This is a genomic window from Klebsiella sp. HMSC16A12, assembly GCF_001808265.1.
GTDB classification, from domain to species: domain Bacteria; phylum Pseudomonadota; class Gammaproteobacteria; order Enterobacterales; family Enterobacteriaceae; genus Klebsiella; species Klebsiella pneumoniae.
In genome coordinates this window covers 113,099-135,929 of record NZ_KV792628.1, presented here as the reverse complement: position 1 = coordinate 135,929, position 22,831 = coordinate 113,099, and the positions used below count along the sequence as shown (strand labels likewise).

General features: G+C 56.9%; 23 protein-coding genes. 13 read left to right on the top strand and 10 right to left on the bottom strand.

What is annotated here, in order from left to right; all coding sequences use genetic code 11:
- Positions 1-152 precede the first annotated feature (152 nt).
- The 4 genes from pepA (at position 153) to HMPREF3140_RS18670 (ending at position 5,706) form a co-directional block, all read left to right on the top strand.
- Positions 153-1,664, top strand: coding sequence for a leucyl aminopeptidase (pepA, locus tag HMPREF3140_RS18685; protein WP_002886954.1), 1,512 nt, complete (start codon positions 153-155; stop codon positions 1,662-1,664).
- Between the two features lie 119 nt (positions 1,665-1,783).
- Complete coding sequence (holC, locus tag HMPREF3140_RS18680) at positions 1,784-2,227, top strand: DNA polymerase III subunit chi (protein WP_002886953.1); 444 nt, start codon at positions 1,784-1,786, stop codon at positions 2,225-2,227.
- On the top strand, positions 2,227-5,082 hold the full coding sequence (locus HMPREF3140_RS18675) for a valine--tRNA ligase (protein WP_070553060.1): 2,856 nt from the start codon (positions 2,227-2,229) through the stop codon (positions 5,080-5,082). The genes holC and HMPREF3140_RS18675 overlap by 1 nt, the downstream gene beginning before the upstream one ends.
- 120 nt (positions 5,083-5,202) lie before the next feature.
- Entirely contained in the window at positions 5,203-5,706 is a 504-nt protein-coding gene (locus HMPREF3140_RS18670; protein WP_004152275.1) for a GNAT family N-acetyltransferase, read from the top strand.
- Positions 5,707-5,968: 262 nt separating this feature from the next.
- On the opposite strand, the gene miaE is transcribed toward HMPREF3140_RS18670, so the two are convergent.
- Entirely contained in the window at positions 5,969-6,733 is a 765-nt protein-coding gene (gene miaE, locus HMPREF3140_RS18665; RefSeq protein ID WP_032412870.1) for a tRNA isopentenyl-2-thiomethyl-A-37 hydroxylase MiaE, read from the bottom strand.
- Positions 6,734-6,791: 58 nt separating this feature from the next.
- Positions 6,792-7,214: a ribonuclease E inhibitor RraB gene (rraB, locus tag HMPREF3140_RS18660; RefSeq protein ID WP_002886947.1), complete on the bottom strand. Its 423-nt coding sequence runs from the start codon at positions 7,212-7,214 to the stop codon at positions 6,792-6,794.
- Positions 7,215-7,312: 98 nt separating this feature from the next.
- On the opposite strand from rraB, the gene argL reads away from it, so the two are divergent.
- Together argL and argF are read left to right on the top strand one after the other, a co-directional pair.
- Positions 7,313-7,408, top strand: a complete 96-nt coding sequence (gene argL / locus HMPREF3140_RS29665) for a putative translational regulatory protein ArgL (protein ID WP_370736902.1) — start codon at positions 7,313-7,315, stop codon at positions 7,406-7,408.
- Entirely contained in the window at positions 7,378-8,382 is a 1,005-nt protein-coding gene (gene argF, locus HMPREF3140_RS18655; protein WP_032412867.1) for an ornithine carbamoyltransferase, read from the top strand. The genes argL and argF overlap by 31 nt, the downstream gene beginning before the upstream one ends.
- A 2-nt stretch (positions 8,383-8,384) precedes the next feature.
- Here the strand turns inward: argF and HMPREF3140_RS18650 are convergent, their stop codons facing one another.
- The 6 genes from HMPREF3140_RS18650 to HMPREF3140_RS18620 all read right to left on the bottom strand — a co-directional run bounded on the left by HMPREF3140_RS18650 (position 8,385) and on the right by HMPREF3140_RS18620 (position 14,841).
- Positions 8,385-9,110 (bottom strand): GntR family transcriptional regulator, encoded by a 726-nt coding sequence (locus HMPREF3140_RS18650; RefSeq protein WP_002886945.1) that lies wholly within the window; start codon positions 9,108-9,110, stop codon positions 8,385-8,387.
- Positions 9,111-9,194: 84 nt separating this feature from the next.
- Positions 9,195-10,613, bottom strand: a complete 1,419-nt coding sequence (locus HMPREF3140_RS18645) for a YfcC family protein (protein WP_004152274.1) — start codon at positions 10,611-10,613, stop codon at positions 9,195-9,197.
- 56 nt (positions 10,614-10,669) lie between these two features.
- Complete coding sequence (locus HMPREF3140_RS18640; protein WP_032412864.1) at positions 10,670-12,235, bottom strand: amidohydrolase; 1,566 nt, start codon at positions 12,233-12,235, stop codon at positions 10,670-10,672.
- A gap of 94 nt (positions 12,236-12,329) precedes the next feature.
- Positions 12,330-13,160 (bottom strand): PfkB family carbohydrate kinase, encoded by an 831-nt coding sequence (locus HMPREF3140_RS18635; RefSeq protein ID WP_002886941.1) that lies wholly within the window; start codon positions 13,158-13,160, stop codon positions 12,330-12,332.
- Positions 13,161-13,171: 11 nt separating this feature from the next.
- A complete protein-coding gene (locus HMPREF3140_RS18630) occupies positions 13,172-14,146 on the bottom strand; it encodes an SIS domain-containing protein (protein ID WP_002886940.1) in 975 nt (324 codons plus the stop codon).
- Between the two features lie 242 nt (positions 14,147-14,388).
- Positions 14,389-14,841, bottom strand: a complete 453-nt coding sequence (locus HMPREF3140_RS18620; protein ID WP_004186717.1) for a YhcH/YjgK/YiaL family protein — start codon at positions 14,839-14,841, stop codon at positions 14,389-14,391.
- Positions 14,842-15,035: 194 nt separating this feature from the next.
- Between HMPREF3140_RS18620 and HMPREF3140_RS27610 the strand changes: the two genes are divergently transcribed.
- From HMPREF3140_RS27610 to ridA, 5 genes are all read left to right on the top strand, one after another.
- Entirely contained in the window at positions 15,036-15,140 is a 105-nt protein-coding gene (locus tag HMPREF3140_RS27610) for a pyrBI operon leader peptide (RefSeq protein WP_002886930.1), read from the top strand.
- On the top strand, positions 15,115-15,174 hold the full coding sequence (locus HMPREF3140_RS29660; protein ID WP_227650304.1) for a pyrBI operon leader peptide: 60 nt from the start codon (positions 15,115-15,117) through the stop codon (positions 15,172-15,174). Before HMPREF3140_RS27610 ends, HMPREF3140_RS29660 begins: the two co-directional genes overlap by 26 nt.
- Positions 15,175-15,176: 2 nt before the next feature.
- Positions 15,177-16,112, top strand: coding sequence for an aspartate carbamoyltransferase (pyrB, locus tag HMPREF3140_RS18615; RefSeq protein ID WP_002886928.1), 936 nt, complete (start codon positions 15,177-15,179; stop codon positions 16,110-16,112).
- A gap of 13 nt (positions 16,113-16,125) precedes the next feature.
- Positions 16,126-16,587, top strand: a complete 462-nt coding sequence (pyrI, locus tag HMPREF3140_RS18610; RefSeq protein ID WP_002886927.1) for an aspartate carbamoyltransferase regulatory subunit — start codon at positions 16,126-16,128, stop codon at positions 16,585-16,587.
- Positions 16,588-16,739: 152 nt separating this feature from the next.
- Positions 16,740-17,126 (top strand): 2-iminobutanoate/2-iminopropanoate deaminase, encoded by a 387-nt coding sequence (gene ridA, locus HMPREF3140_RS18605; protein WP_002886926.1) that lies wholly within the window; start codon positions 16,740-16,742, stop codon positions 17,124-17,126.
- Between the two features lie 72 nt (positions 17,127-17,198).
- Here the strand turns inward: ridA and mgtA are convergent, their stop codons facing one another.
- Positions 17,199-19,907 (bottom strand): magnesium-translocating P-type ATPase, encoded by a 2,709-nt coding sequence (mgtA, locus tag HMPREF3140_RS18600; RefSeq protein ID WP_070553059.1) that lies wholly within the window; start codon positions 19,905-19,907, stop codon positions 17,199-17,201.
- 145 nt (positions 19,908-20,052) lie between these two features.
- Complete coding sequence (gene mgtL, locus HMPREF3140_RS29655) at positions 20,053-20,106, bottom strand: mgtA regulatory leader peptide MgtL (protein ID WP_219340445.1); 54 nt, start codon at positions 20,104-20,106, stop codon at positions 20,053-20,055.
- A 180-nt stretch (positions 20,107-20,286) separates the two neighbouring features.
- Here mgtL and treR point away from each other — a divergent pair, with 180 nt between their 5' ends.
- Positions 20,287-21,234 (top strand): trehalose operon repressor TreR, encoded by a 948-nt coding sequence (gene treR, locus HMPREF3140_RS18595; protein ID WP_004192384.1) that lies wholly within the window; start codon positions 20,287-20,289, stop codon positions 21,232-21,234.
- Positions 21,235-21,364: 130 nt separating this feature from the next.
- Complete coding sequence (treB, locus tag HMPREF3140_RS18590; RefSeq protein WP_004186710.1) at positions 21,365-22,783, top strand: PTS trehalose transporter subunit IIBC; 1,419 nt, start codon at positions 21,365-21,367, stop codon at positions 22,781-22,783.
- The last annotated feature ends 48 nt before the right edge of the window (positions 22,784-22,831 follow it).

The window sequence follows — 22,831 nt, the reverse complement described above, 5'->3', positions numbered from 1 at the left end:
CGAGTTGTAAGAAGGCAGCAGGGCTGTGGCCCCTGGCGCGCACAATGTGCCACGTCAGGGTAAGCAGGCGCAGCCGGCGCATCTGCAACTTGAAAGGCGACGAGTATAGCCGTAGCCACCACTGTTGTCTTTAAGATTCAGGAGCATAGTGCATGGAGTTCAGTGTAAAAAGCGGTAGCCCGGAGAAGCAGCGGAGCGCCTGTATCGTGGTCGGCGTCTTTGAACCACGTCGCCTCTCCCCCATCGCCGAACAACTCGATAAAATCAGCGACGGCTACATCAGCGCCCTGCTGCGTCGCGGCGAGCTGGAAGGCAAACCTGGCCAGACGTTATTGCTGCACCATGTGCCAAACATTCTGTCTGAGCGCATTCTGCTGATTGGCTGCGGCAAAGAGCGCGAGCTGGATGAGCGTCAGTATAAGCAGGTCATCCAGAAAACCATCAATACCCTGAATGATACCGGCTCAATGGAAGCCGTCTGCTTCCTGACCGAGCTGCACGTCAAAGGCCGTAACAACTACTGGAAAGTTCGCCAGGCGGTTGAAACCGCCAAAGAGACGCTGTACAGCTTCGACCAGTTGAAGACCAACAAAAGCGAGCCGCGTCGCCCGCTGCGTAAAATGGTCTTTAACGTGCCGACCCGTCGCGAGCTGACCAGCGGCGAACGCGCCATTCAGCATGGCTTGGCGATTGCCGCCGGCATCAAAGCGGCAAAAGATCTTGGCAATATGCCGCCGAACATCTGTAACGCCGCCTATCTGGCCTCTCAGGCGCGTCAGCTGGCCGATACCTACAGCAAAAACGTCATCACCCGGGTGATCGGCGAACAGCAGATGCGCGAGCTGGGGATGAACGCCTACCTCGCCGTCGGCAATGGGTCGCAGAACGAGTCGCTGATGTCGGTCATCGAATATAAAGGTAACCCGGCTGAGGACGCGCGCCCTATCGTGCTGGTCGGTAAAGGCCTGACCTTCGACTCTGGCGGTATCTCCATCAAGCCTGCCGAAGGCATGGACGAGATGAAGTACGACATGTGCGGCGCGGCGGCGGTGTACGGCGTGATGCGGATGGTTGCCGAACTGCAGCTGCCGCTGAACGTCATCGGCGTGCTGGCGGGCTGTGAAAACATGCCTGGCGGCCGCGCCTATCGTCCGGGTGACGTCCTGACCACTATGTCCGGCCAGACGGTGGAAGTGCTGAACACCGACGCCGAAGGCCGTCTGGTGCTGTGCGACGTCCTGACCTACGTTGAGCGCTTCGAGCCGGAAGCGGTTATCGACGTGGCGACGCTGACCGGGGCCTGCGTGATTGCCCTCGGCCATCACATCACCGGCCTGATGTCGAACCATAACCCGCTGGCCCATGAGCTGATCGGCGCCTCCGAACTGGCGGGCGACCGCGCATGGCGTTTGCCGCTGGCCGACGAGTTCCAGGATCAGCTGGAGTCCAATTTTGCCGATATGGCGAACATTGGCGGCCGTCCTGGCGGCGCGATCACCGCCGGCTGTTTCCTGTCGCGCTTCACCCGCAAGTACAACTGGGCGCACCTCGACATCGCCGGTACTGCCTGGCGTTCCGGTAAGGCCAAAGGCGCGACCGGTCGTCCGGTGGCACTGCTGTCGCAGTTCCTGCTCAATCGTGCGGGTTTTAACGGCGAAGAGTGATGTGACATGCCGGGTGGCGGCGATGCCTTACCCGGCCTACAAACGGCAGCACACTGTAGGCCGGGTAAGCGTAGCGCCGCCCGGCTTTGCATTTAAATCCACAACAAGAAGCCCCATATATGAAAAACGCAACGTTCTATCTTCTGGACAATGACGCCACCGTCGACGGCCTGAGCGCCGTCGAGCAGTTGGTGTGTGACATTGCCGCAGAACGTTGGCGCAACGGCAAGCGCGTCCTGATCGCCTGCGAAGATGAACAGCAGGCGATTCGCCTCGACGAGGCGCTGTGGTCGCGGCCGCCGGAAAGCTTTGTGCCGCATAATCTGGCGGGCGAAGGCCCGAGAGGCGGCGCGCCGGTAGAGATTGCCTGGCCGCAAAAGCGCAACAGCAGCCCGCGGGATATTCTTATCAGCCTGCGGCTAAACTTTGCAGATTTTGCCACCGCTTTCACAGAAGTGATAGACTTTGTCCCTTACGAAGACAATCTGAAACAACTGGCGCGCGAACGCTATAAGGCGTACCGCATGGCTGGTTTCAACCTGAACACGGCAACCTGGAAATAATGGAAAAGACATACAACCCACAAGATATCGAACAGCCGCTTTACGAGCACTGGGAAAAGCAGGGCTATTTCAAACCGAATGGTGATGAAAGCCAGGAGAGCTTCTGCATCATGATCCCGCCGCCGAACGTCACCGGCAGTTTGCATATGGGTCATGCCTTCCAGCAAACCATCATGGATACCATGATTCGCTACCAGCGCATGCAGGGCAAAAACACCCTGTGGCAGGCCGGTACCGACCACGCAGGTATCGCTACCCAGATGGTGGTTGAGCGTAAGATTGCCGCTGAAGAAGGGAAAACCCGCCACGACTACGGCCGCGATGCCTTTATCGACAAAATCTGGCAGTGGAAAGCGGAATCCGGCGGCACCATTACCCGTCAGATGCGCCGTCTCGGCAACTCCGTGGACTGGGAGCGCGAGCGCTTCACCATGGACGAGGGGCTTTCCAATGCCGTGAAAGAAGTCTTTGTTCGCCTGTACAAAGAAGACCTGATCTACCGCGGCAAACGCCTGGTTAACTGGGACCCGAAACTGCGCACCGCCATTTCCGACCTCGAAGTGGAAAACCGCGAATCGAAAGGTTCCATGTGGCACATCCGCTACCCGCTGGCCGATGGCGCGAAAACCGCTGACGGTAAAGATTACCTGGTGGTCGCCACCACCCGTCCGGAAACCCTGCTGGGCGATACCGGCGTGGCCGTTAACCCGGAAGATCCGCGCTACAAAGATCTGATTGGCAAATTCGTGGTGCTGCCGCTGGTTAACCGCCGCATCCCGATCGTGGGCGACGAGCACGCCGACATGGAAAAAGGCACCGGCTGCGTGAAGATCACCCCGGCGCACGACTTTAACGACTACGAAGTGGGTCGTCGTCACCAGCTGCCGATGATCAACATCCTCACCTTTGACGGCGACATCCGCGAAAGCGCGGAAGTCTACGACACCAAAGGCAATGAATCCGACGTCTACTCCAGCGAGATCCCGGCGGAGTTCCAGAAACTGGAACGCTTCGCGGCGCGTAAAGCCGTTGTTGCGGCAGTTGACGCCCTCGGCCTGCTGGAAGAGATCAAACCGCACGACCTGACCGTCCCTTACGGCGATCGCGGCGGCGTGGTGATCGAGCCGATGCTGACCGACAAGTGGTACGTGCGCGCGGACGTGTTGGCCAAGCCAGCAGTCGAAGCCGTTGAAAACGGCGACATTCAGTTCGTGCCGAAGCAGTACGAAAACATGTACTTCTCCTGGATGCGCGATATTCAGGACTGGTGTATCTCCCGTCAGCTGTGGTGGGGTCACCGCATCCCGGCATGGTATGACAACGACGGCAACGTCTACGTAGGCCGTAGCGAAGACGAAGTGCGTCAGGAAAACAACCTGAGCGCCGACGTTGCCCTGCGTCAGGATGAAGACGTTCTCGATACCTGGTTCTCCTCCGCGCTGTGGACCTTCTCCACCCTCGGCTGGCCGGAAAACACCGACGCCCTGCGTCAGTTCCACCCGACCAGCGTGATGGTGTCCGGCTTCGACATTATCTTCTTCTGGATCGCCCGCATGATCATGATGACCATGCACTTCATCAAAGATGAAAACGGTAAACCGCAGGTACCGTTTAAGACCGTCTACATGACCGGTCTGATCCGCGATGACGAAGGCCAGAAGATGTCCAAGTCCAAGGGTAACGTCATTGACCCGCTGGATATGGTTGACGGTATCACCCTGCCGGAACTGCTGGAAAAACGTACCGGCAACATGATGCAGCCGCAGCTGGCGGATAAAATCCGCAAGCGTACCGAGAAACAGTTCCCGAACGGCATCGAGCCGCACGGCACCGACGCCCTGCGCTTCACCCTGGCGGCGCTGGCCTCTACCGGCCGCGACATCAACTGGGATATGAAGCGTCTGGAAGGTTACCGTAACTTCTGTAATAAGCTGTGGAACGCCAGCCGCTTCGTGCTGATGAACACCGAAGATCAGGATTGCGGTTTCAACGGCGGCGAAATGGTGCTCTCCCTCGCCGACCGCTGGATCATCGCGGAATTCAACCACACCGTGAAAGCGTATCGCGAAGCGCTGGATAACTTCCGCTTCGATATCGCCGCCGGCATCCTGTATGAGTTCACCTGGAACCAGTTCTGCGACTGGTACCTGGAGCTGACCAAGCCGGTTATGAACGGTGGCAACGAAGCGGAGCTGCGCGGGACTCGCCATACTCTGGTCACCGTGCTGGAAGGTCTGCTGCGCCTGGCGCATCCGATCATTCCGTTCATTACCGAAACCATCTGGCAGCGCGTGAAAGCGATCTGCGGGATCACCGCCGACACCATCATGCTGCAACCGTTCCCGCAGTACGATGCTTCTCAGGTGGATGACGCGGCGCTGGCCGACACCGAATGGCTGAAGCAGGCGATCGTCGCCGTGCGTAACATCCGTGCGGAAATGAACATCGCTCCGGGCAAACCGCTGGAACTGCTGCTGCGCGGCTGCAGCAAAGAGGCCGAGCGTCGTGTGAACGACAACCGCAGCTTCCTGTTGAACCTGGCGCGTCTGGAAAGCATTACCGTGCTGCCTGCCGATGATAAAGGTCCGGTCTCGGTGACCAAGATTGTCGACGGCGCCGAGCTGCTGATCCCGATGGCGGGCCTCATCAATAAAGAAGATGAGCTGGCGCGTCTGGCGAAAGAAGTGGCCAAAATCGAAGGTGAAATTGGCCGCATCGAGAGCAAGCTGGCCAACGAAGGCTTTGTCGCCCGCGCGCCGGAAGCGGTGATCGCTAAAGAGCGCGAGAAGCTGGAAGGCTACGCGGAAGCGAAAGCGAAGCTGATTGAACAGCAGGCGGTGATCGCCGCGCTGTGATCCTCCCGCCCCTTGCCACCCGGCAAGGGGCGTTTTTTATGAAACATCCTCGCTTGCGCTTTCCCCTGTCGCGATGTTATTAACATCATCATTCGTCTTTTTTGGGTAATGAGTCATTGTATGAATACGAGCGTCCCCGCGGCGACGTTGCTGCGTCGCATTACGGCGGCAGACAATGCCGCCATCGCCAGGGTCATCCGCCAGGTCTCGGCTGAATATGGCCTGACCGCCGATAAAGGCTATACGGTCGCCGACCCGAATCTCGATGAGCTGTATGAGCTGTACAGCCAGCCGGGCTCCGCCTACTGGGTGGTGGAGCAAGAGGGGGAAGTGGTTGGCGGCGGCGGCGTCGCGCCGCTCGCCTGCAGCGAGCCGGATATCTGCGAGCTGCAGAAAATGTATTTTATGACCAGCGCCCGCGGCCAGGGGCTGGCGAAGAAGCTAGCGCTGCTGGCGCTGGACTACGCCCGCGAACAAGGGTTTAAGCGCTGCTATCTGGAAACCACCGCCTTCCTGACGGAGGCGATCGGCTTATATGAACATCTCGGCTTCGAGCACATTGACGGGCCGCTGGGCTGCACCGGCCACGTGGACTGCGAAGTACGGATGCTGAAAACGCTGTAGCGCCTCGATATCGCAGGCGTCCCGGGTAGCGCTACGCTTACCGGGGCTACAGTTCGGTAGCCCGGTTAAGCGTAGCGCGAGCCGGGTATGTCCCGAATGGCACCTTACCCGTGCTCGCGGTGCCGTTTTTTTGTCGGGTGGCGGCTAACCTTACCCGACCTACGGCCCGTACCATTGCGAGCTGAAGCTCTCAACGCTATCTCTTTCCCCATGGCTACTGAAACTGCCGGTGTTAGTGACTACCGGGCCCGAATATCGTGGGTTACGCCGCTACCGGCACACCGCTGTGAAAGCGGAACTCGGCCTCGGGACGGAGGATCAGCGCCGCTTCCGCCTCGCCGAGCTGGCGCACCCGCTCGCTGATATCTTCTCCGGCAATCTTCTGCGCCAGATCCAGATAGTCCTGATAGTGACGCACCTCGGAGCGCAGCAGCGACAGGTAGAACTTTTGCAGATCGTCGTCCAGCCACGGCGCCAGGGCGGCAAAGCGTTCGCAGGAGCGGGCCTCGATATAGGCGCCGCAGATCAGCTTATCGATCAGCATCACCGGCTCATGCGAGCGCACTTCGCGCCGCAGGCCGCGGGCATAGTTGCTGGCGGTGATTTTGACGTAGGGGATATCGCGCGCCAGCATCATCTCCCGCACCTGCCAGAAGTGATGCAGTTCCTCTTTAATCAACAAAATCATGCTGTCCAGCAGCTGGCGGCCCCACGGGTCGTCGGTCTGCGGCATGGCGCTTTTGTTGATCCGTTTATGCAGGGCGACAAAATCCGGCTCCGGCCCCCGGCGATAGGTGAAGTCTTCGTACGGCTTCAGGCAGGCCAACAGTTCGTCGGCGTCAGCTTTATCCGCGACGTAGCGACGCACCAGCAGCATGGCGTTCTGCGCCGCTTTCAGCTCGCACACCATATGGTCGGTCAGCAGCAGCGGCAGGTTTTCCGGCTTGCGGGCTTCGTCAATCCACGCCTGCGGCGTCGGGCAGTGCAGGAAGTTGATAATCGGGGAAAGAATCTGCGGGTAATCCATGAAAGTTCCTTGCTATACGGCGGCAGGCGCCGCCGTATCCATCTACGACATTTGCGACTTAGTGGCGAACACCATCGTCGTCTTCATCGACATACTCTTCGTCATCGTCGTCGCCGTCTTCACCGTTCGGGTCCTCATAATAGGTGCCCCAACCGTCATACTCGACGTCATATTTTTCTGCCAGCGTCATCAGCTGTTCCACCTGGGCATCGATCAGGTCTGCGTTCAGCGCGCATTCGCTCAGAATATCGCAGCAGATGACCATGTCACCCTCTTCCACTTCCAGCTCTTCGGGCTCGGTCACTTCGTAGCCCAGCTTGAACGCTTCAACCGCCACTTTCTCCAGGGTTTCGAAATCGTCTGCAGAGAGGTGATGCTCAATCGTGTACAGTGCGTCCGGATCGCTGCCATCTTCCAGCAGCTCTTCGATAATCAGACGCGTCTCTTCACGCTGTTCTTCCAGGTGTTCCGGGTTTGCCATGGCTCGTTCCTCATAATGTGCGGCAGTTATCCCTATTGTCACATACCGCCGTCATTGCCTCCACTTCTCAGTGAAAGATTTCGATCACAGACTTGCAAATGAATATTCATACATATAAATTGAATTTTAATTCAATTAGTGGCCTATGCCAGGTGAGGGAACCATGTCTGCGTTTTACCAGAAGCATTTTTTAAAGTTACTCGATTTTACGCCTGCAGAAATCACCGCCCTGCTCGAGCTGGCGGCAAAGCTGAAAGCCGATAAGAAAAACGGTATCGAAGTCCAGAAACTGGCAGGAAAAAACATCGCGCTCATCTTCGAAAAAGACTCAACCCGTACACGATGCTCTTTCGAAGTTGCCGCATACGATCAAGGCGCCCGCGTGACCTACCTGGGGCCCAGCGGCAGCCAGATTGGCCATAAAGAGTCGATCAAGGACACCGCCCGCGTGCTCGGACGGATGTACGACGGCATTCAGTACCGCGGCCACGGCCAGGAAGTGGTAGAGACCCTGGCGCAATACGCCGGCGTGCCGGTGTGGAACGGTCTCACCAACGAGTTCCACCCCACCCAGCTGCTGGCGGACCTGCTGACCATGAAAGAGCATCTGCCGGGCAAAGCCTTTAACCAGATGACGCTGGTCTACGCCGGCGACGCGCGCAACAACATGGGCAATTCGATGCTGGAAGCCGCCGCGTTGACCGGTCTGGATCTGCGCCTGGTGGCGCCATCGGCCTGCTGGCCGGAGGCCGCGCTGGTGGAGACCTGCACCGCGCTGGCCAAACAGCAGGGCGGTAACATCACCCTGACGGAAGATATCGCCGCGGGGGTGAAAGACGCCGATTTTATCTATACCGACGTCTGGGTCTCAATGGGCGAGGCGAAGGAAAAATGGGCCGAACGTATCGCCCTGCTGCGCGACTATCAGGTTAACAGCGCGATGCTGGCGCTGACCGGCAACCCGCAGGTCAAGTTCCTCCACTGCCTGCCGGCGTTCCACGACGACCAGACCACGCTGGGCAAACAGATGGCTGCCGATTACGGCCTGCACGGCGGCATGGAGGTGACTGACGAGGTGTTTGAGTCGGCGGCGAGCGTGGTCTTCGACCAGGCGGAAAACCGGATGCACACCATCAAAGCGGTGATGGTGGCGACGCTTTCACGCTGAAATCAGAAACTAAACGTGTAACGCTCGGCGACGATATACTGTTCTCCATAATGAATAGGCTGATGCTGGCTATCCAGAATTAGCGTTTTCATCAGGAATAACGGTTCGCCGGGCGGTTGCTTCAGCAGCGGTGCGCTGTCAGAATCCGCACGCACCATTTCTACTGTCGTTTCACCCGCATAGGTAGGCACGATCGCATATTTTTCACGCAATAGCTGATACAGCGACCCGCTAAGATCCTCCTGCTGTAAAAAACCTAATCGTTTCAGAGAGTAGTAATTATTCTCTAACATTAACGGCGCATCGCCAGCGATCCTAAGGCGTTGGATATAAAGCACGGAATCATCGCTCTCAAGCTCAAGAAGCTGACGCGCATTACGATAGTCCCGCAGAATCTCACGACGAGTCACTACGCTATGGGTTGGTAGATGGTTAGCATCGCATGCGGCAGTAAAGCTAAGTAAGTGAACAACTTTACGCTCAATTTTAGGCAGACAGACAAAAGTCCCCTTCCCCTGCTTTTTTACCAAATAGCCTTCGGCTACCAGCTCTTTCACTGCGTTGCGCACTGTAATACGGCTGATATTGTAGAGTTCGCTGAGCTCAATCTCGGTGGGGATTTTCTCTCCTTCAGCGAGTTTCCCGGAAGAAATATCGCTGAGGATTTTATCTTTAAGCTGCCTGTATAACGGTACGGAAGTATTCTGTTGCAGTCCAAAATTCGACATAAAAGAGGTACCAGCACGGCCATTAATGCGAAGCAGGATTATAATCGAAGCGCGCACATCAAACTACGACGGCGCGCATATCCTTCAGACCCAGGCCGAAATCGCAGCAAAAGCAGCGCTAACTATCCACAGCACCGGAAACAGCGGCGCAATGGCCTTTAACCACTGACCAAACCCAATGCGCGCAATAGACAACCCAGCCAGCAATACACCGCCGGTAGGAGAGACCAGGTTCGTCAGGCCATTGCCAAATTGATAAGCCATCACCATCGCCTCTTTATTGATACCAACCAAATCGCCTAACGGCGCCAGCACGGGCATAGTGAGCGCGGCCTCGCCCGAAGATGAGGGCACAAAAAAGGTGATGACGTTATGCCCTAATAGCATCAGAGTGGTAAACGCATACTGCGGCAACCCTTCCAGCATTTCAGACAAACCAAATAGCAACGTATCGATAATTCGTCCATTCTCCGCCACCACCAGAATACCGCGCGCAAGACCTATGACTACGGCGGCGTAGACAAACTCTTTGCACCCTTCGACAAAGCTGTCGGCCATCCCGCTAATGCCCATGCGCCCGACGATCCCGGAAAACAGCCCCAGAGCCAGGAACACAGAGCCGATCTCAACCATGTACCAGCCACGCGTGATTAACCCCCATGAGATGACGGCCAGCGCCAGCACAAAGGCGATGATAATTACCCGATCGGCGATGGAAAAATGGACCGACGTATCCTGTATCGACAAAAACTGCTCGCGGTTGCGACAATCATTTTCATATACCGGCGACTTTTGCGGAGTGCGTTTAACACGGTGCGCGTACCACATGGTGTAAGCAATCGCCAGTAGCGTGAAGACCAGCCATGCAATAGCACGTAGCCAAAGCTGCGGATTTCCCTGAATACCCGCTACGCCCTGGGCAATGAGTACAGAGAACGGATTGGTCATTGCGCCAACGTAGCCAATCTGGGTTCCCAGAAAAAGAATCAGGATCGCAGTCATTGAGTCATAACCCAGCGCGAACATCAGGGAGATAAAGATCGCATACAGGGGGATCACCTCCTCGCTCATACCAAAAGTCGCGCCTCCCAGGCTAAACAAGGTCATTGCGATAGGAATAACCAAAATTCCTTTACCTGCCAGGCGTTCAGCCAGCGCCACCAGACCCCGCTCAATTGCGCCAGTACGTAAAATAATGCCAAAAGCGCCACCAACAATGAGCACAAACGCCACTACGTCGGCGGCCTTGATAATCCCCTCCATCGGCGCGGCCAGTACGGCGGCAATACCCTGACGTAAATCGCCCTCGCTGCTGACTTTGTCCAGCAGATGATAAGACCCTGGGATCACTAATGTTTTAGTTTCACCGCCGGGTAAGGTCACTGAGTGATAATCAAAACTGCCGCTGGGAATACACCATGTCAGCAGCGCTACTAATATAATAATGAAGAAAATCAGAGCGTAGCAGTGTGGCATCGCCCACTTTATTTTTGCAATACGCATAATCCGCCTCGATAAGATGTTTATATTATGTTTGCCGTCTTTCGGCATTTTTAGAGTTACAGAAGGTCATGGGTAATACGGCCATCCACCAGGGTCAGTACAACGGTAGAAGTCCGTAACTCATCATTCGGGCAGCTCAACAAATTACGGTCAAAAACCGCGACATCCGCGCGTTTTCCCGGCTCAAGGCTACCGGTCATCTCTTCCATGCCGTGGTGTCGAGCACTATTCAGCGTCCATGCCGTTAAGAGCTGTTGTCGGGTCATTCCGCGTTCGCGGTACCAGCCATTCACGGGTGAACCATCAGGGAACTGACGACTGCAGGCGGCATACATCGAGTCAGGAACAGAAGGAATAAACAGGGGCAGATCGGTGCCAATAGTCACCGTCACGCCAGCCCCAAATAGTGCGGCATAATCGTAGAATTGCGCTTCGCGCTCTTCCCCATAGCGTTCGCGCATATAGGCTTCGGCTTCGCAGGGGTTAAGGAGCAGAATTTGTGCATAAACTTCGGCAAAAAGGCCGAGCTCAGCCATTCTGGGAATATCGTTTGGATGCGGACATTCCAGATCGCTCAGAGAATGTCTAACCACGCTCTGCGGGTGACGCTTACGGCATTCGGCAAAAATATCAATACAGCGGCGAATTGCAGCATCGCCCTCCGCATTCATACAGCAGTTGAATCCACGAGCATCAGCCAACAAAACCTGCTGGCGCAGGGCATTATAATCAACGGGTCGTTCATTGTTCGTGCCGGGACGATCGGCATAGGGGTAAATCATATCGCCGGTATGATCGGCAATAACGCCATCGACCATAAATTTAAAGCCATGAAACCGCAGCCATGGCGAATGAAAGCGGCGTCGGGCCTGTTCACCGAAATCAAGATCGACAGGCGCAGATACGGGCTGAGAAACAATGCTTACTCTCAGCAATAGCGCATCCTCTTTTTCCAGTTCATCCCAGGCATTCATCAACTGCGGCGCATCGTTGAAACAAACGTCTTTTATTGCCGTGATTCCCTGCCCGGCAAGTCGGGCCATAAATGCCCGCATTTCTTTTTTTAACTGTGCGGTATCAGACAGCATCTCATCCAATAATGCGATTCTCGCCTCCGCGCTGCACTCTTCAGCGGTAAAGCCATAAAGCTCCACGGCGGCACGGTTCATCCAGCAATAGCTTTTGTCATCGTTAATGGCGACAACCGGTCTCTGCGGGAAAGCGTCATCCAATAGTCTGGCATCAGGCACCGCTCCCCAACGGGCAGCAGACCAGCCCCAGCCATAGAGGCTTTTCCCCTCAGGGAGAAGCTTTTCTGCATCCTGTAATAGTTCAAGGGCATGATTACTATCGCGGGAGGCATGGAGATCGACGCCACGCTGCATGCTCATATAGCCGGTAAAAAACGTGTGATTATCGCAAAATCCGGGACAAATCAGGCGATCGCCAAGTTCGATAAAGCGAGTTCTTTCACCTCTCCAGGTTTGAATATCTTCCCCATTCGCTATCATCGCCGCGATAGCGCCGTTTTTAATGACTACATATCCGCTAAATAGCTCATTTCTGGCAGCAGTAAAAATAGCATCAGAACGTAAAATCAAATCAGCAGCATCACTATGCATAATTCTTTCCTCACGGAAAAAGCGCAGGAATCCCCCTTTCCGCCCGGCTAGCGGACGGAAATCAGTACGGAAAAATGAGAGATGGCGTTATAGGTTAGTAGTGAGTCCCGTAGCCAAATGCCCCTTCTTTCAGGCAAATTTGTGCCGAGAAAGCTGCTGCTTTTTGCAGGCTATTGGTAATCGCTTCGCGCTTGTTACCCGTAGGTTGGGCCAGAAAATGGCAAATGAAAGCGGTAATAAAAGCATCACCTGCACCCATTGTATCGACGGGAGTGACGTAATCGGGCGCCTGCTGATACCAATCCTGCCCGTCAAATAAAATCGCGCCTTCATCTCCACGCGTCGCGCAGACAATGCGACTTCCGCTGGCCTGCGCTTGTTGCACAATTTCACGTGTTTGCGCCAGGCTGTAGTCGGCGCATGAGAAGAAGGCGAAGTCGACGTAACGGCACAGCGGCAGCGCCTGCTCCAGTACAAAGTCATCTGAAAAATCGAAAGAGACAGGAATGTTGAGCTCGCGTAACTGAGGTAAGTGCGTCTCCATGTAGCTATAACAGCCGCTATGGATCAGATCAAACTCACGCAGGTATTGCTCATGCTGAAAAATAAAATCCATCGAAGTTGTCTTGCGAATACCCCCGGCGTTCGAACCAAGAAATATCCGTTCTCCCTCTTCGATTTTCAGCTGTGCGCAGCCGTTCTCTCCTGCCACCTGCAGACAGTGTGGCCACTTGACGCCAACTTTATCCAGCACCTGCATAACGTGTTCCGCAGCGGCATCATTACCAAAAATCCCCAAATAGGCCGCATTGTGCCCCAGCATGGCCGCATAAGCGGCAAAGTTCAGCGCATTTCCACCGGGATACATAGTCTGAGTATGAACATATTTATCGACGACGTTATCGCCAATTCCAATCACATTCATCATAATTCCCCTTAGTATTCCACCAGCCCCATATAGCGGCGGGTATCCAATGGATGCTGGCGAATGTCGGCAAGCGCAGAACGATATTCACACATGATGCTGTAAAACAGTACCGGGTTGAAAAACTCCACGACTGACGGAGGAAGAACCCCGATGCCCAGTTCTTTAGCATCAACGACTTCCACTTTTTCTGCATACTTGGTGAGGAAGGCCAAAGCTCGCTCATCCATCGCCCGCGTACGGCCTTCGTTCATCAATAAAATAAACGGCGTCTCTTTATTCGTAACTTCAAAAGGTCCGTGGAAGTACTCCCCGGAGTGAATAGGTGCGGCATGTAGCCATTGCATTTCCATTAGTGAGCAGATAGCAAAACCATAAGCATGGCCATAAGAAGCTCCGCTGGAGAGGATATAGAAGAGCTTTTCATCTTGATATTTTTGGGCAAAACGCTGGCAGCGATCCGCAACCTGCTGACGGCCATGAGCAATGACGCCATTAATTTGGGTCATTCCCTGTTGGAAATCAGCGTAATTATTGAAACCTTCCACCTGCTGCAACGTATCAACGCACAGGTTGAGGATAATCGCCATCGGGTTATCGACCACATTGGTATCGTTACCCCAGGCATAGAGAATGTTGTGACTGGCGTATTCGATCAACTGTGCCTGAGCGTTGTGAGTCAGCGTAATAGTATGCGCTTGATGCTGTTGAGCAAGCTTAGCCGCAGCGACGGATTCCGGCGTGTTGCCCCCGTGCGAACAGACGATAACCAGCGAATTCTCCCCTAACGTTTTCGGCGTCGCGTAGACAAACTCATTGGCGGTATACATGCCGACATGAAGCTTCGTCGCCTCGCTATCCAGGAAGTACTTAGCCGGATACATATCCACTAATGACCCGCCGCAGGCAACAAGGAACACTTGGCGGATTCCGCCTTTGTCTTCTATCTCTTTAGCAACGGCATTAATTATTTCTTTAGTATTCATACAGTAAGAACTCCAGATCTCATTATTGATTGTTCAAATTAGCGGAAACAACATTAATACGTTATATAACGTATTAATGAGATCGCCATCAAAATTTGCACAATGCGCTCGGTATGAGCGTTTGGCTGAAGCAGCAAATGAGAGGGAATAAGAAGTAAAAAAGCGGGAATAGCCAGGAAAAACAAAGAATAGCAATTGTCACAATATGACAATTGCTAGCTCTGGGTAAAAAAGCTCGTCAACTAAACCATCAGCATCTTCACCACCGCTTTGCGCACCTTCGCCGGGGCGCCAACGGCGCACAGCGGTTTATGCACTTCGCCGGGATAAAACACCACAAAGTCCCCTTCGTTAAGGATCACCGTTTTCTCCTGCTGGCCTTCGGCAAGAAAAGCGATGTCTTTCTCCGCCAGCCAGTCGGTCTGCGGCTCTCCTGGCGGCAAGGTGCTGAAGGTCATCCCCTCGCTGCCGCGGAGCACAATCTGGATATCGAGATAGCGAGCATGGTATTCCGCGCGGCGCGCGGCCTGCGGCTCGGTGGTGTCTTCGGAGATCAGATAAAACAGGTTGTCGCCGTCGATAGCGTGTTTACCCAGCGGCGTCGCCTCGCTGACCTGAGCGATAACCTGTTCGATAGCCTCGCGCAGCGCGGCAGGCAGCCATGGCTGCAGATGGTGGATATTGCCAATAATCATTGCTAACCTCAAATATAAAACAGCATTTCATTTCTTTGTTTTATACCCCCATCGCGGCTGCCATACCAGTACAGTTTCACGCTTCTTTGCGCTGGCGCACTTTTCGACAGGCAAACGATTACCTGTTTGTGAATGAATCGCTTGATCGTCATAACGGTCTGCGTATAATGCCAGTCGTTTTGCCGGGAGGAAGCATGGCCAATTGCGTACGACATTCTGTCTTAGCGCGTCTCAATGCAGACGCTGGCCTGCCGTTTTTCTTTCCGTTGCTCATTGGATTCCCGAAGCCCCTTATTTAAGGGGCTTTTTTTTTGCCCAGGCGTCAGGAGATAAGCATGGCTAACCCGCTATATCAAAAACATATCATTTCCATAAACGATCTCAGCCGCGAAGACCTCGAACTGGTGCTGGCGACGGCGGCAAAGCTGAAAGCCAATCCACAACCCGAGCTGCTGAAGCATAAGGTTATCGCCAGCTGTTTCTTTGAAGCCTCGACCCGCACCCGCCTCTCTTTTGAAACCTCGATGCACCGCCTGGGCGCCAGCGTGGTCGGCTTTTCCGACAGCGCCAACACCTCGCTGGGCAAAAAAGGGGAAACGCTGGCGGATACCATCTCCGTCATCAGCACCTACGTCGACGCCATCGTGATGCGTCATCCGCAGGAGGGTGCCGCGCGCCTGGCGACCGAATTCTCCGGCGGCGTGCCGGTACTGAACGCCGGCGACGGCGCTAACCAGCACCCGACCCAAACCCTGCTCGACCTGTTCACCATTCAGGAGACCCAGGGCCGCCTCGAAAACCTCAACGTGGCGATGGTCGGCGATCTGAAGTATGGCCGTACCGTCCACTCCCTGACCCAGGCGCTGGCCAAATTCAACGGCAACCGCTTCTACTTCATCGCCCCGGACGCGCTGGCCATGCCGCAGTACATCCTCGATATGCTCGATGAAAAAGGCATCGCCTGGAGCCTGCATAGCGCCATCGACGACGTGATGGCGGAAGTGGATATTCTGTACATGACCCGCGTGCAGAAAGAGCGTCTGGATCCGTCGGAATACGCCAACGTCAAAGCGCAGTTCGTCCTGCGCGCCGCCGACCTCGAAGGGGCGCGCGCCAATATGAAGGTGCTGCACCCGCTGCCGCGCATTGACGAAATCACCACCGATGTCGATAAAACACCGCACGCCTGGTACTTCCAGCAGGCCGGTAACGGCATCTTCGCCCGCCAGGCGTTACTGGCACTGGTACTGAATAGCGAGCTGGCACTGTAAGGGGGAATGAGAGATGACACACGACAATAAACTGCAGGTAGAAGCGATCAAACGCGGCACCGTGATTGACCATATCCCGGCGCAGGTCGGCTTTAAGCTGCTCACCCTGTTCAAACTGACCGAAACCGACCAGCGCATCACCATCGGCCTGAACCTGCCCTCCGGCGAGATGGGCCGCAAGGATTTGATTAAAATCGAGAACACCTTCCTGACCGACGAGCAGGTTAACCAGCTGTCGCTGTACGCCCCGCAGGCGACGGTAAACCGCATTGATGATTACGAAGTGGTGGGCAAATCCCGCCCGAGCTTGCCGGATCGTATCGATAGCGTGCTGGTCTGCCCGAACAGCAACTGTATCAGCCACGCCGAACCGGTTTCTTCCAGTTTTGCAGTGAAAAAACGCGCTGATGACATCGCACTCAAATGCAAATACTGCGAAAAAGAGTTTTCTCATTATGTGGTGCTGGCCAACTAAATGCGGTTGGTATTGGTGGTAGGCCTCCCTATAATGGCTACCACCCTACGCTTCGTCCTTCAGGCGGCGTCTGCGCCGGCGATACAGCGCTTACCGCCTGGCGGCAACCTGAATGATTTTGCGTAACATTACTCAGTTCATCTGGAGATAACATGAGCAAAACTATTGCGACGGAAAATGCACCAGCGGCGATTGGCCCCTACGTTCAGGGCGTTGACCTCGGCAGCATGATCATCACCTCTGGCCAGATCCCGGTCGACCCGAAAACCGGCAGCGTCCCGGAAGACGTGTCCGCGCAGGCGCGCCAGTCGCTGAACAACGTGAAAGCGATCGTTGAAGCCGCTGGCCTCACCGTCGGCGATATCGTCAAGACCACCGTATTCGTCAAAGATCTCAACGATTTCGCTACCGTTAACGCCACTTACGAAGCGTTCTTCACCGAGCATAACGCCACCTTCCCGGCGCGCTCCTGCGTTGAAGTCGCACGTCTGCCGAAAGACGTGAAGATCGAGATCGAAGCCATCGCCGTGCGTCGCTGATCGCTAACCTCGGCATGAAAAAAGGCAGCCAGTGGCTGCCTTTTTTACGTGGGTCATCCGAAAACGCGTCCCTCACTGCCAGCCGTAGCGGCGGCTGTAGAAGCCCTTCACGGCCTGGGTCAGCACCATATAGCCCGCCAGGATCGCCACCAGCCACGGGAAGTAGCTCAGCGGCAGGGCCTGCAGCTGCAGGTAGCTAGCCAGCGGCGAGAACGGCAGCGCGATACCCACCGCCATCACCACCAGGGTCATGGCGAACAGCGGCCAGGCGGCCCGGCTCTGAACGAACGGAATGCGCCGGGTGCGGATCATGTGCACAATCAGCGTTTGCGACAGCAGCCCTTCGATAAACCAGCCGGACTGGAACAGGGTCTGCATCTCCACGGTATTGGCGTGGAACACCCACCACATCAGGCCGAAGGTGAGGATATCGAAAATCGAGCTGATCGGCCCAAAGAAGACCATAAAGCGCCCGAGATCGGCCGGGTTCCAGCGCTGCGGCTTGCGGATCTGCTCATCATCGACGTTATCAAACGGGATCGCCACCTGGGACACATCGTACAGCAGGTTCTGAATCAACAGGTGCAGCGGCAGCATCGGCAGAAACGGCAGGAAGGCGCTGGCCACCAGCACGCTGAAGACGTTGCCGAAGTTGGAGCTGGCGGTCATTTTGATGTACTTGAGCATGTTGGCGAAGGTGCGGCGGCCTTCGATTACCCCCTCCTCCAGCACCATCAGGCTTTTTTCCAGCAGAATGATATCCGCCGCCTCGCGGGCGATATCCACCGCGCCGTCGACCGAGATGCCGATATCCGCCGCGCGCAGCGCCGGGGCGTCGTTGATGCCGTCGCCCATAAAGCCCACCACGTGACCTTCGCGTTTCAGCAGCGTCACGATACGCTCTTTATGCAGCGGCGCCAGGCGGGCGAACAGCGTGGTGCGTTTGGCCAGCGCCGCCAGTTCGTCGTCGCTCATGGCTTCGATCTGGCTGCCAATCACCACTTCGCCAGCATCCAGTCCCACTTCATGGCACACCTTCGCCGCCACCAGCTCGCTGTCGCCGGTGAGGATCTTCACCGTGATGCCGCTGGCCTTCAGCGCCTTCAGCGCCGGGGCGGTGGTCTCTTTCGGCGGATCGAGGAAGGCGATGTAACCTTCAAGGATCAGGTCCGACTCATCGGCGCGCTGGTAGTCGCCTTGGCGGGCCGGCAGGTATTTGGTCGCCACCGCCACCACCCGCAGCCCCTGCCGGTTGAGGGTATCGGTCACCCGGCGAATACGGCGCAGCATGGTGTCGTCCAGCGGTACGATATCGCCGTTGTAGCGCACCTGGGTCGAGACGTTGAGGATCTCCTGCAGCGCCCCTTTGCAGATCAGCTGATGCGCGGCGTCATCCTCCTTCACCACCACCGACATGCGGCGGCGTTCGAAGTCGAAGGGTATCTCATCTACCTTCTGCCAGCGTTCCGCCAGCCCGCGGGCGGCATCCAGCTCAACGCCCTCCAGCACCGCGGTGTCGAGCAGGTTTTTCAGGCCGGTCTGGTAGTGGCTGTTGAGCCAGGCGGCATGCAGTACCCGCTCGCAGACCTTGCCGGAGACGTCGGTATGGTTCTCCAGCACAATCTTATCCTGGGTCAGGGTGCCGGTTTTATCAGTGCAGAGGATGTCCATCGCGCCGAAATTCTGAATGGCGTCGAGGTGCTTTACGATGACCTTTTGCTTCGACAGCTTCACCGCCCCGCGCGCCAGCGTCGAAGTGACGATCATCGGCAGCATCTCCGGCGTCAAGCCGACCGCCACCGACAGCGCGAATAGCGCCGCCTCCCACCAGTCGCCTTTGGTGTAGCCATTGATCAGCAGCACCACCGGGGCCATCACCAGCATAAAGCGGATCAGCAGCATGCTGACCCGGCTGATGCCCTTCTGAAAGGCGTTCGGCTCGCTCTCCTGTTCACTGACGCGGCCGGCCAGCTGGCCAAACCAGGTGCGGCCGCCGGTGGCGAAGACGATGGCCTGCGCCGAGCCGCTCACCACGTTGGTGCCCATAAAGCACAGGGTGTCGCACTCCAGCGGGTTTTGCTGCAGCGGATCGCGGCTGCGGGCCACTTTCTCCACCGGCAGCGATTCGCCGGTCAGCGAGGCCTGGGCGACGAATAAATCCCGCGCCTGCAGGATACGCAGGTCCGCCGGGATCATATCCCCCGCCGACAGCCGGATAATGTCGCCCGGCACCAGCTGGTCGATAGGCAGCTCCAGCCAGCGGCTCTCCCCCTGCTCGTTCACCACCCGCAGCACGGTGGCGGTGTTGCTCACCATCGCCTTCAGCGCATCCGCCGCTTTGGTCGAGCGCGCCTCCTGGATGAAATTGAGCAATGTCGAGATCCCCACCATCAGGGCGATAACCCCGGCGGCGAACAGATCCTCGGTGGAATAGGAGACGATGCCGAGCACGGTCAGCAGCAGGTTGAACGGGTTGCGATAGCAGGTCCACAGATGCACCCACCACGGGGAGGGCTTCTGCGCCGGGATCTGGTTGTCACCATGTTTGAGAATTTTCGCCGCCACTTCGCCTTCATTGAGCCCTTCAGGGTGGCTGTCAAAGGCGCGCCAGATCTCCTGGTCGTCCATCGCCGCCACGTTCAGGCAATGCTGACCAAGCGATTCAGGAATGGGGCCACTCGCCAGATGGCGGGCGTCCGGCAGCGGATCGCGCTGGACTAAACGACGTGGCAGATGGCGGCTAAGCTGCGCGAACAGCTGCCGGGTATAATTTTTCAGCATAAACAGTCCCTCCGCGCTCGCCAAAGCGAACGCAGCGTTGCCGACGGGCGTAGCAAAACCTACCTGTCAGGCATGTTATTTTTATGGCAGGGACATCAAGGACGTCACTGCTTTACGCTTTCCGGTAAAGCAGTGTTAAACAGGCTTACCGGAAAGAAAGGTTGCTCCATCGAGGATGAGGAGTGGGATCGGGGTCCATAACTATCTCCGGTAAGTGAATATAAACGGCGCGAATTATAGCGCCCTCGCTGAGGATTGTGTGGCAATAATGGCGATGATAAACCCGCGCAACTAAACCGAACGTAAACCAGACTTTGCTCATTGCGGTTTGGTTGAGTAGCATTAGGCTCACTTCTACCATCCCTGACGAGAATTCCGCATGCAGAACCGGCTGACCATCAAAGATATCGCGCGCTTAAGCGGCGTAGGGAAATCGACGGTATCCCGCGTCCTTAACAACGAGAGCGGGGTCAGCGAACGGACCCGCGAGCGCGTCGAAGCGGTGATGCAGCAGCACGGTTTCTCGCCCTCCCGTTCCGCCCGCGCCATGCGCGGCCAGAGCGATAAAGTGGTGGCGATTATCGTCACCCGTCTCGATTCGCTGTCGGAAAACCTTGCCGTGCAGACCATGCTGCCCGCCTTTTATGAGCAGGGTTACGATCCGATTATGATGGAGAGCCAGTTCTCCCCGGCGTTGGTGGAGGAGCATCTCGGCATGCTCGCCCGGCGCAATATTGACGGCGTGGTGCTGTTCGGTTTTACCGGCATCGACGAAGCGATGCTCGCCCCCTGGCGCGACACCCTGGTGCTGATGGCCCGCGACGCTCCCGGCTTCGCCTCGGTGTGCTATGACGACGAGGGGGCCATCACGCTGCTGATGCAGCGGCTCTACGATCGCGGACACCGCCACATCAGTTTTCTTGGCGTACCGCACAGCGACGTCACCACCGGCGAACGCCGCCATCTGGCCTACCTCGCCTTCTGTAAAAAGCATCGTCTGACGCCCACCGCCGCCCTGCCGGGGCTGGGCATGAAGCAGGGATATGACACCGTCGCCAGCGTGCTGACGGCCGAAACCAGCGCCCTGGTCTGCGCGACGGATACCCTCGCTCTCGGCGCCAGCAAGTACCTCCAGCAGCAGGGTCGCGATGCGCTGCAGCTCGCCAGCGTCGGCAGCACGCCGCTGATGAAGTTTCTCCACCCGGAAATCTTGACCGTCGATCCGGGCTATGCCGAGTCCGGACGCCGGGCCGCCCGGCAGTTGATCGAGCAGATCGCCGGCAGCGTCGATCCCCGCCAGATCGTGATTCCCGCCGCCCTCAATTAATCTCGCTCGGGCGATTTATGTGATCGTCGCCGGGTTTCGGGAACGTTCCCATTTTGCAAATTAAGCGGAACGGTTAGGATGCCCTCAAGGTAAAAACGGCATCTCTCCCCTCTGTTTTTGAGGCTTCATCATGAGCAAAGTAAACCAGCAGGACATCGATAAACTGATCGAACTGGTGGGCGGGCGCGGTAACATCGCCACCGTCAGCCACTGTATTACCCGTTTGCGCTTTGTGCTGAACGACCCGGCCATCGCCAGACCAAAAGAAATTGAGCAGCTGCGCATGGTGAAGGGATGCTTCACTAACGCCGGCCAGTTCCAGGTGGTCATCGGCACCGAGGTGGGCGATTACTACAAGGCCCTGCTGGCGACCACCGGCCAGACCTCCGCCGACAAAGAGCAGGTCAAGCAGGCCGCGCGGCAAAATATGAAGTGGCATGAACAGTTAATCTCGCACTTCGCCGAGATCTTCTTTCCCCTGCTGCCGGCCCTGATCAGCGGCGGTCTGATCCTCGGTTTCCGCAACGTTATCGGCGACCTGCCCATGAGCAATGGCCAGACGCTGGCCCAGATGCACCCGTCGCTGAAAACCATCTATGACTTCCTGTGGCTGATTGGCGAGGCGATCTTCTTCTATCTGCCGGTGGGGATCTGCTGGTCAGCGGTGAAGAAGATGGGCGGCACGCCGATCCTCGGGATCGTCCTTGGCGTCACCCTCGTCTCCCCGCAGCTGATGAACGCCTATCTCCTCGGCCAGCAGGTGCCGGAGGTGTGGAACTTCGGCCTGTTTACCATTGCCAAAGTCGGCTACCAGGCGCAGGTGATCCCGGCCCTGCTGGCTGGCCTGGCCTTAGGCTTTATCGAGACGCGCCTCAAGCGCATTGTGCCTGACTACCTCTACCTGGTGATTGTCCCGGTCTGCTCGCTGATCCTCGCGGTGTTCCTCGCGCACGCCATTATCGGTCCGTTCGGCCGCCTGATCGGCGACGGCGTGGCCTTCGCGGTACGCCATCTGTTAACCGGCAGCTTCGCGCCGATCGGCGCCGCGCTGTTCGGCTTCCTCTACGCGCCGCTGGTGATTACCGGTGTCCACCAGACCACCCTCGCTATCGATATGCAGATGATCCAGAGCATGGGCGGCACCCCGGTGTGGCCGCTGATTGCGCTGTCGAATATTGCCCAGGCGTCGGCGGTGGTCGGCATCATCATCGCCAGCCGCAAGCAGAATGAACGTGAAATCTCGGTACCGGCGGCGATCTCCGCCTATCTCGGGGTCACCGAGCCAGCGATGTACGGTATCAACCTGAAATACCGCTTCCCGATGCTGTGCGCAATGATTGGCTCTGGCCTCGCCGGCCTGCTGTGCGGCCTGAACGGCGTGCTGGCGAACGGCATCGGCGTCGGCGGCCTGCCGGGGATCCTCTCCATCCAGCCTACCTACTGGCAGGTGTACGCCATGGCGATGGCTATCGCGGTGGTGGTGCCGATTATCCTCACCAGCGTGGTGTATCAGCGCAAGTACCGTCAGGGCACCTTGCAGATTGTCTAACTTCTTCTTTCGGGGCGCCTTTGGCGCCCCTCGTTGCAGCAGGAAAGT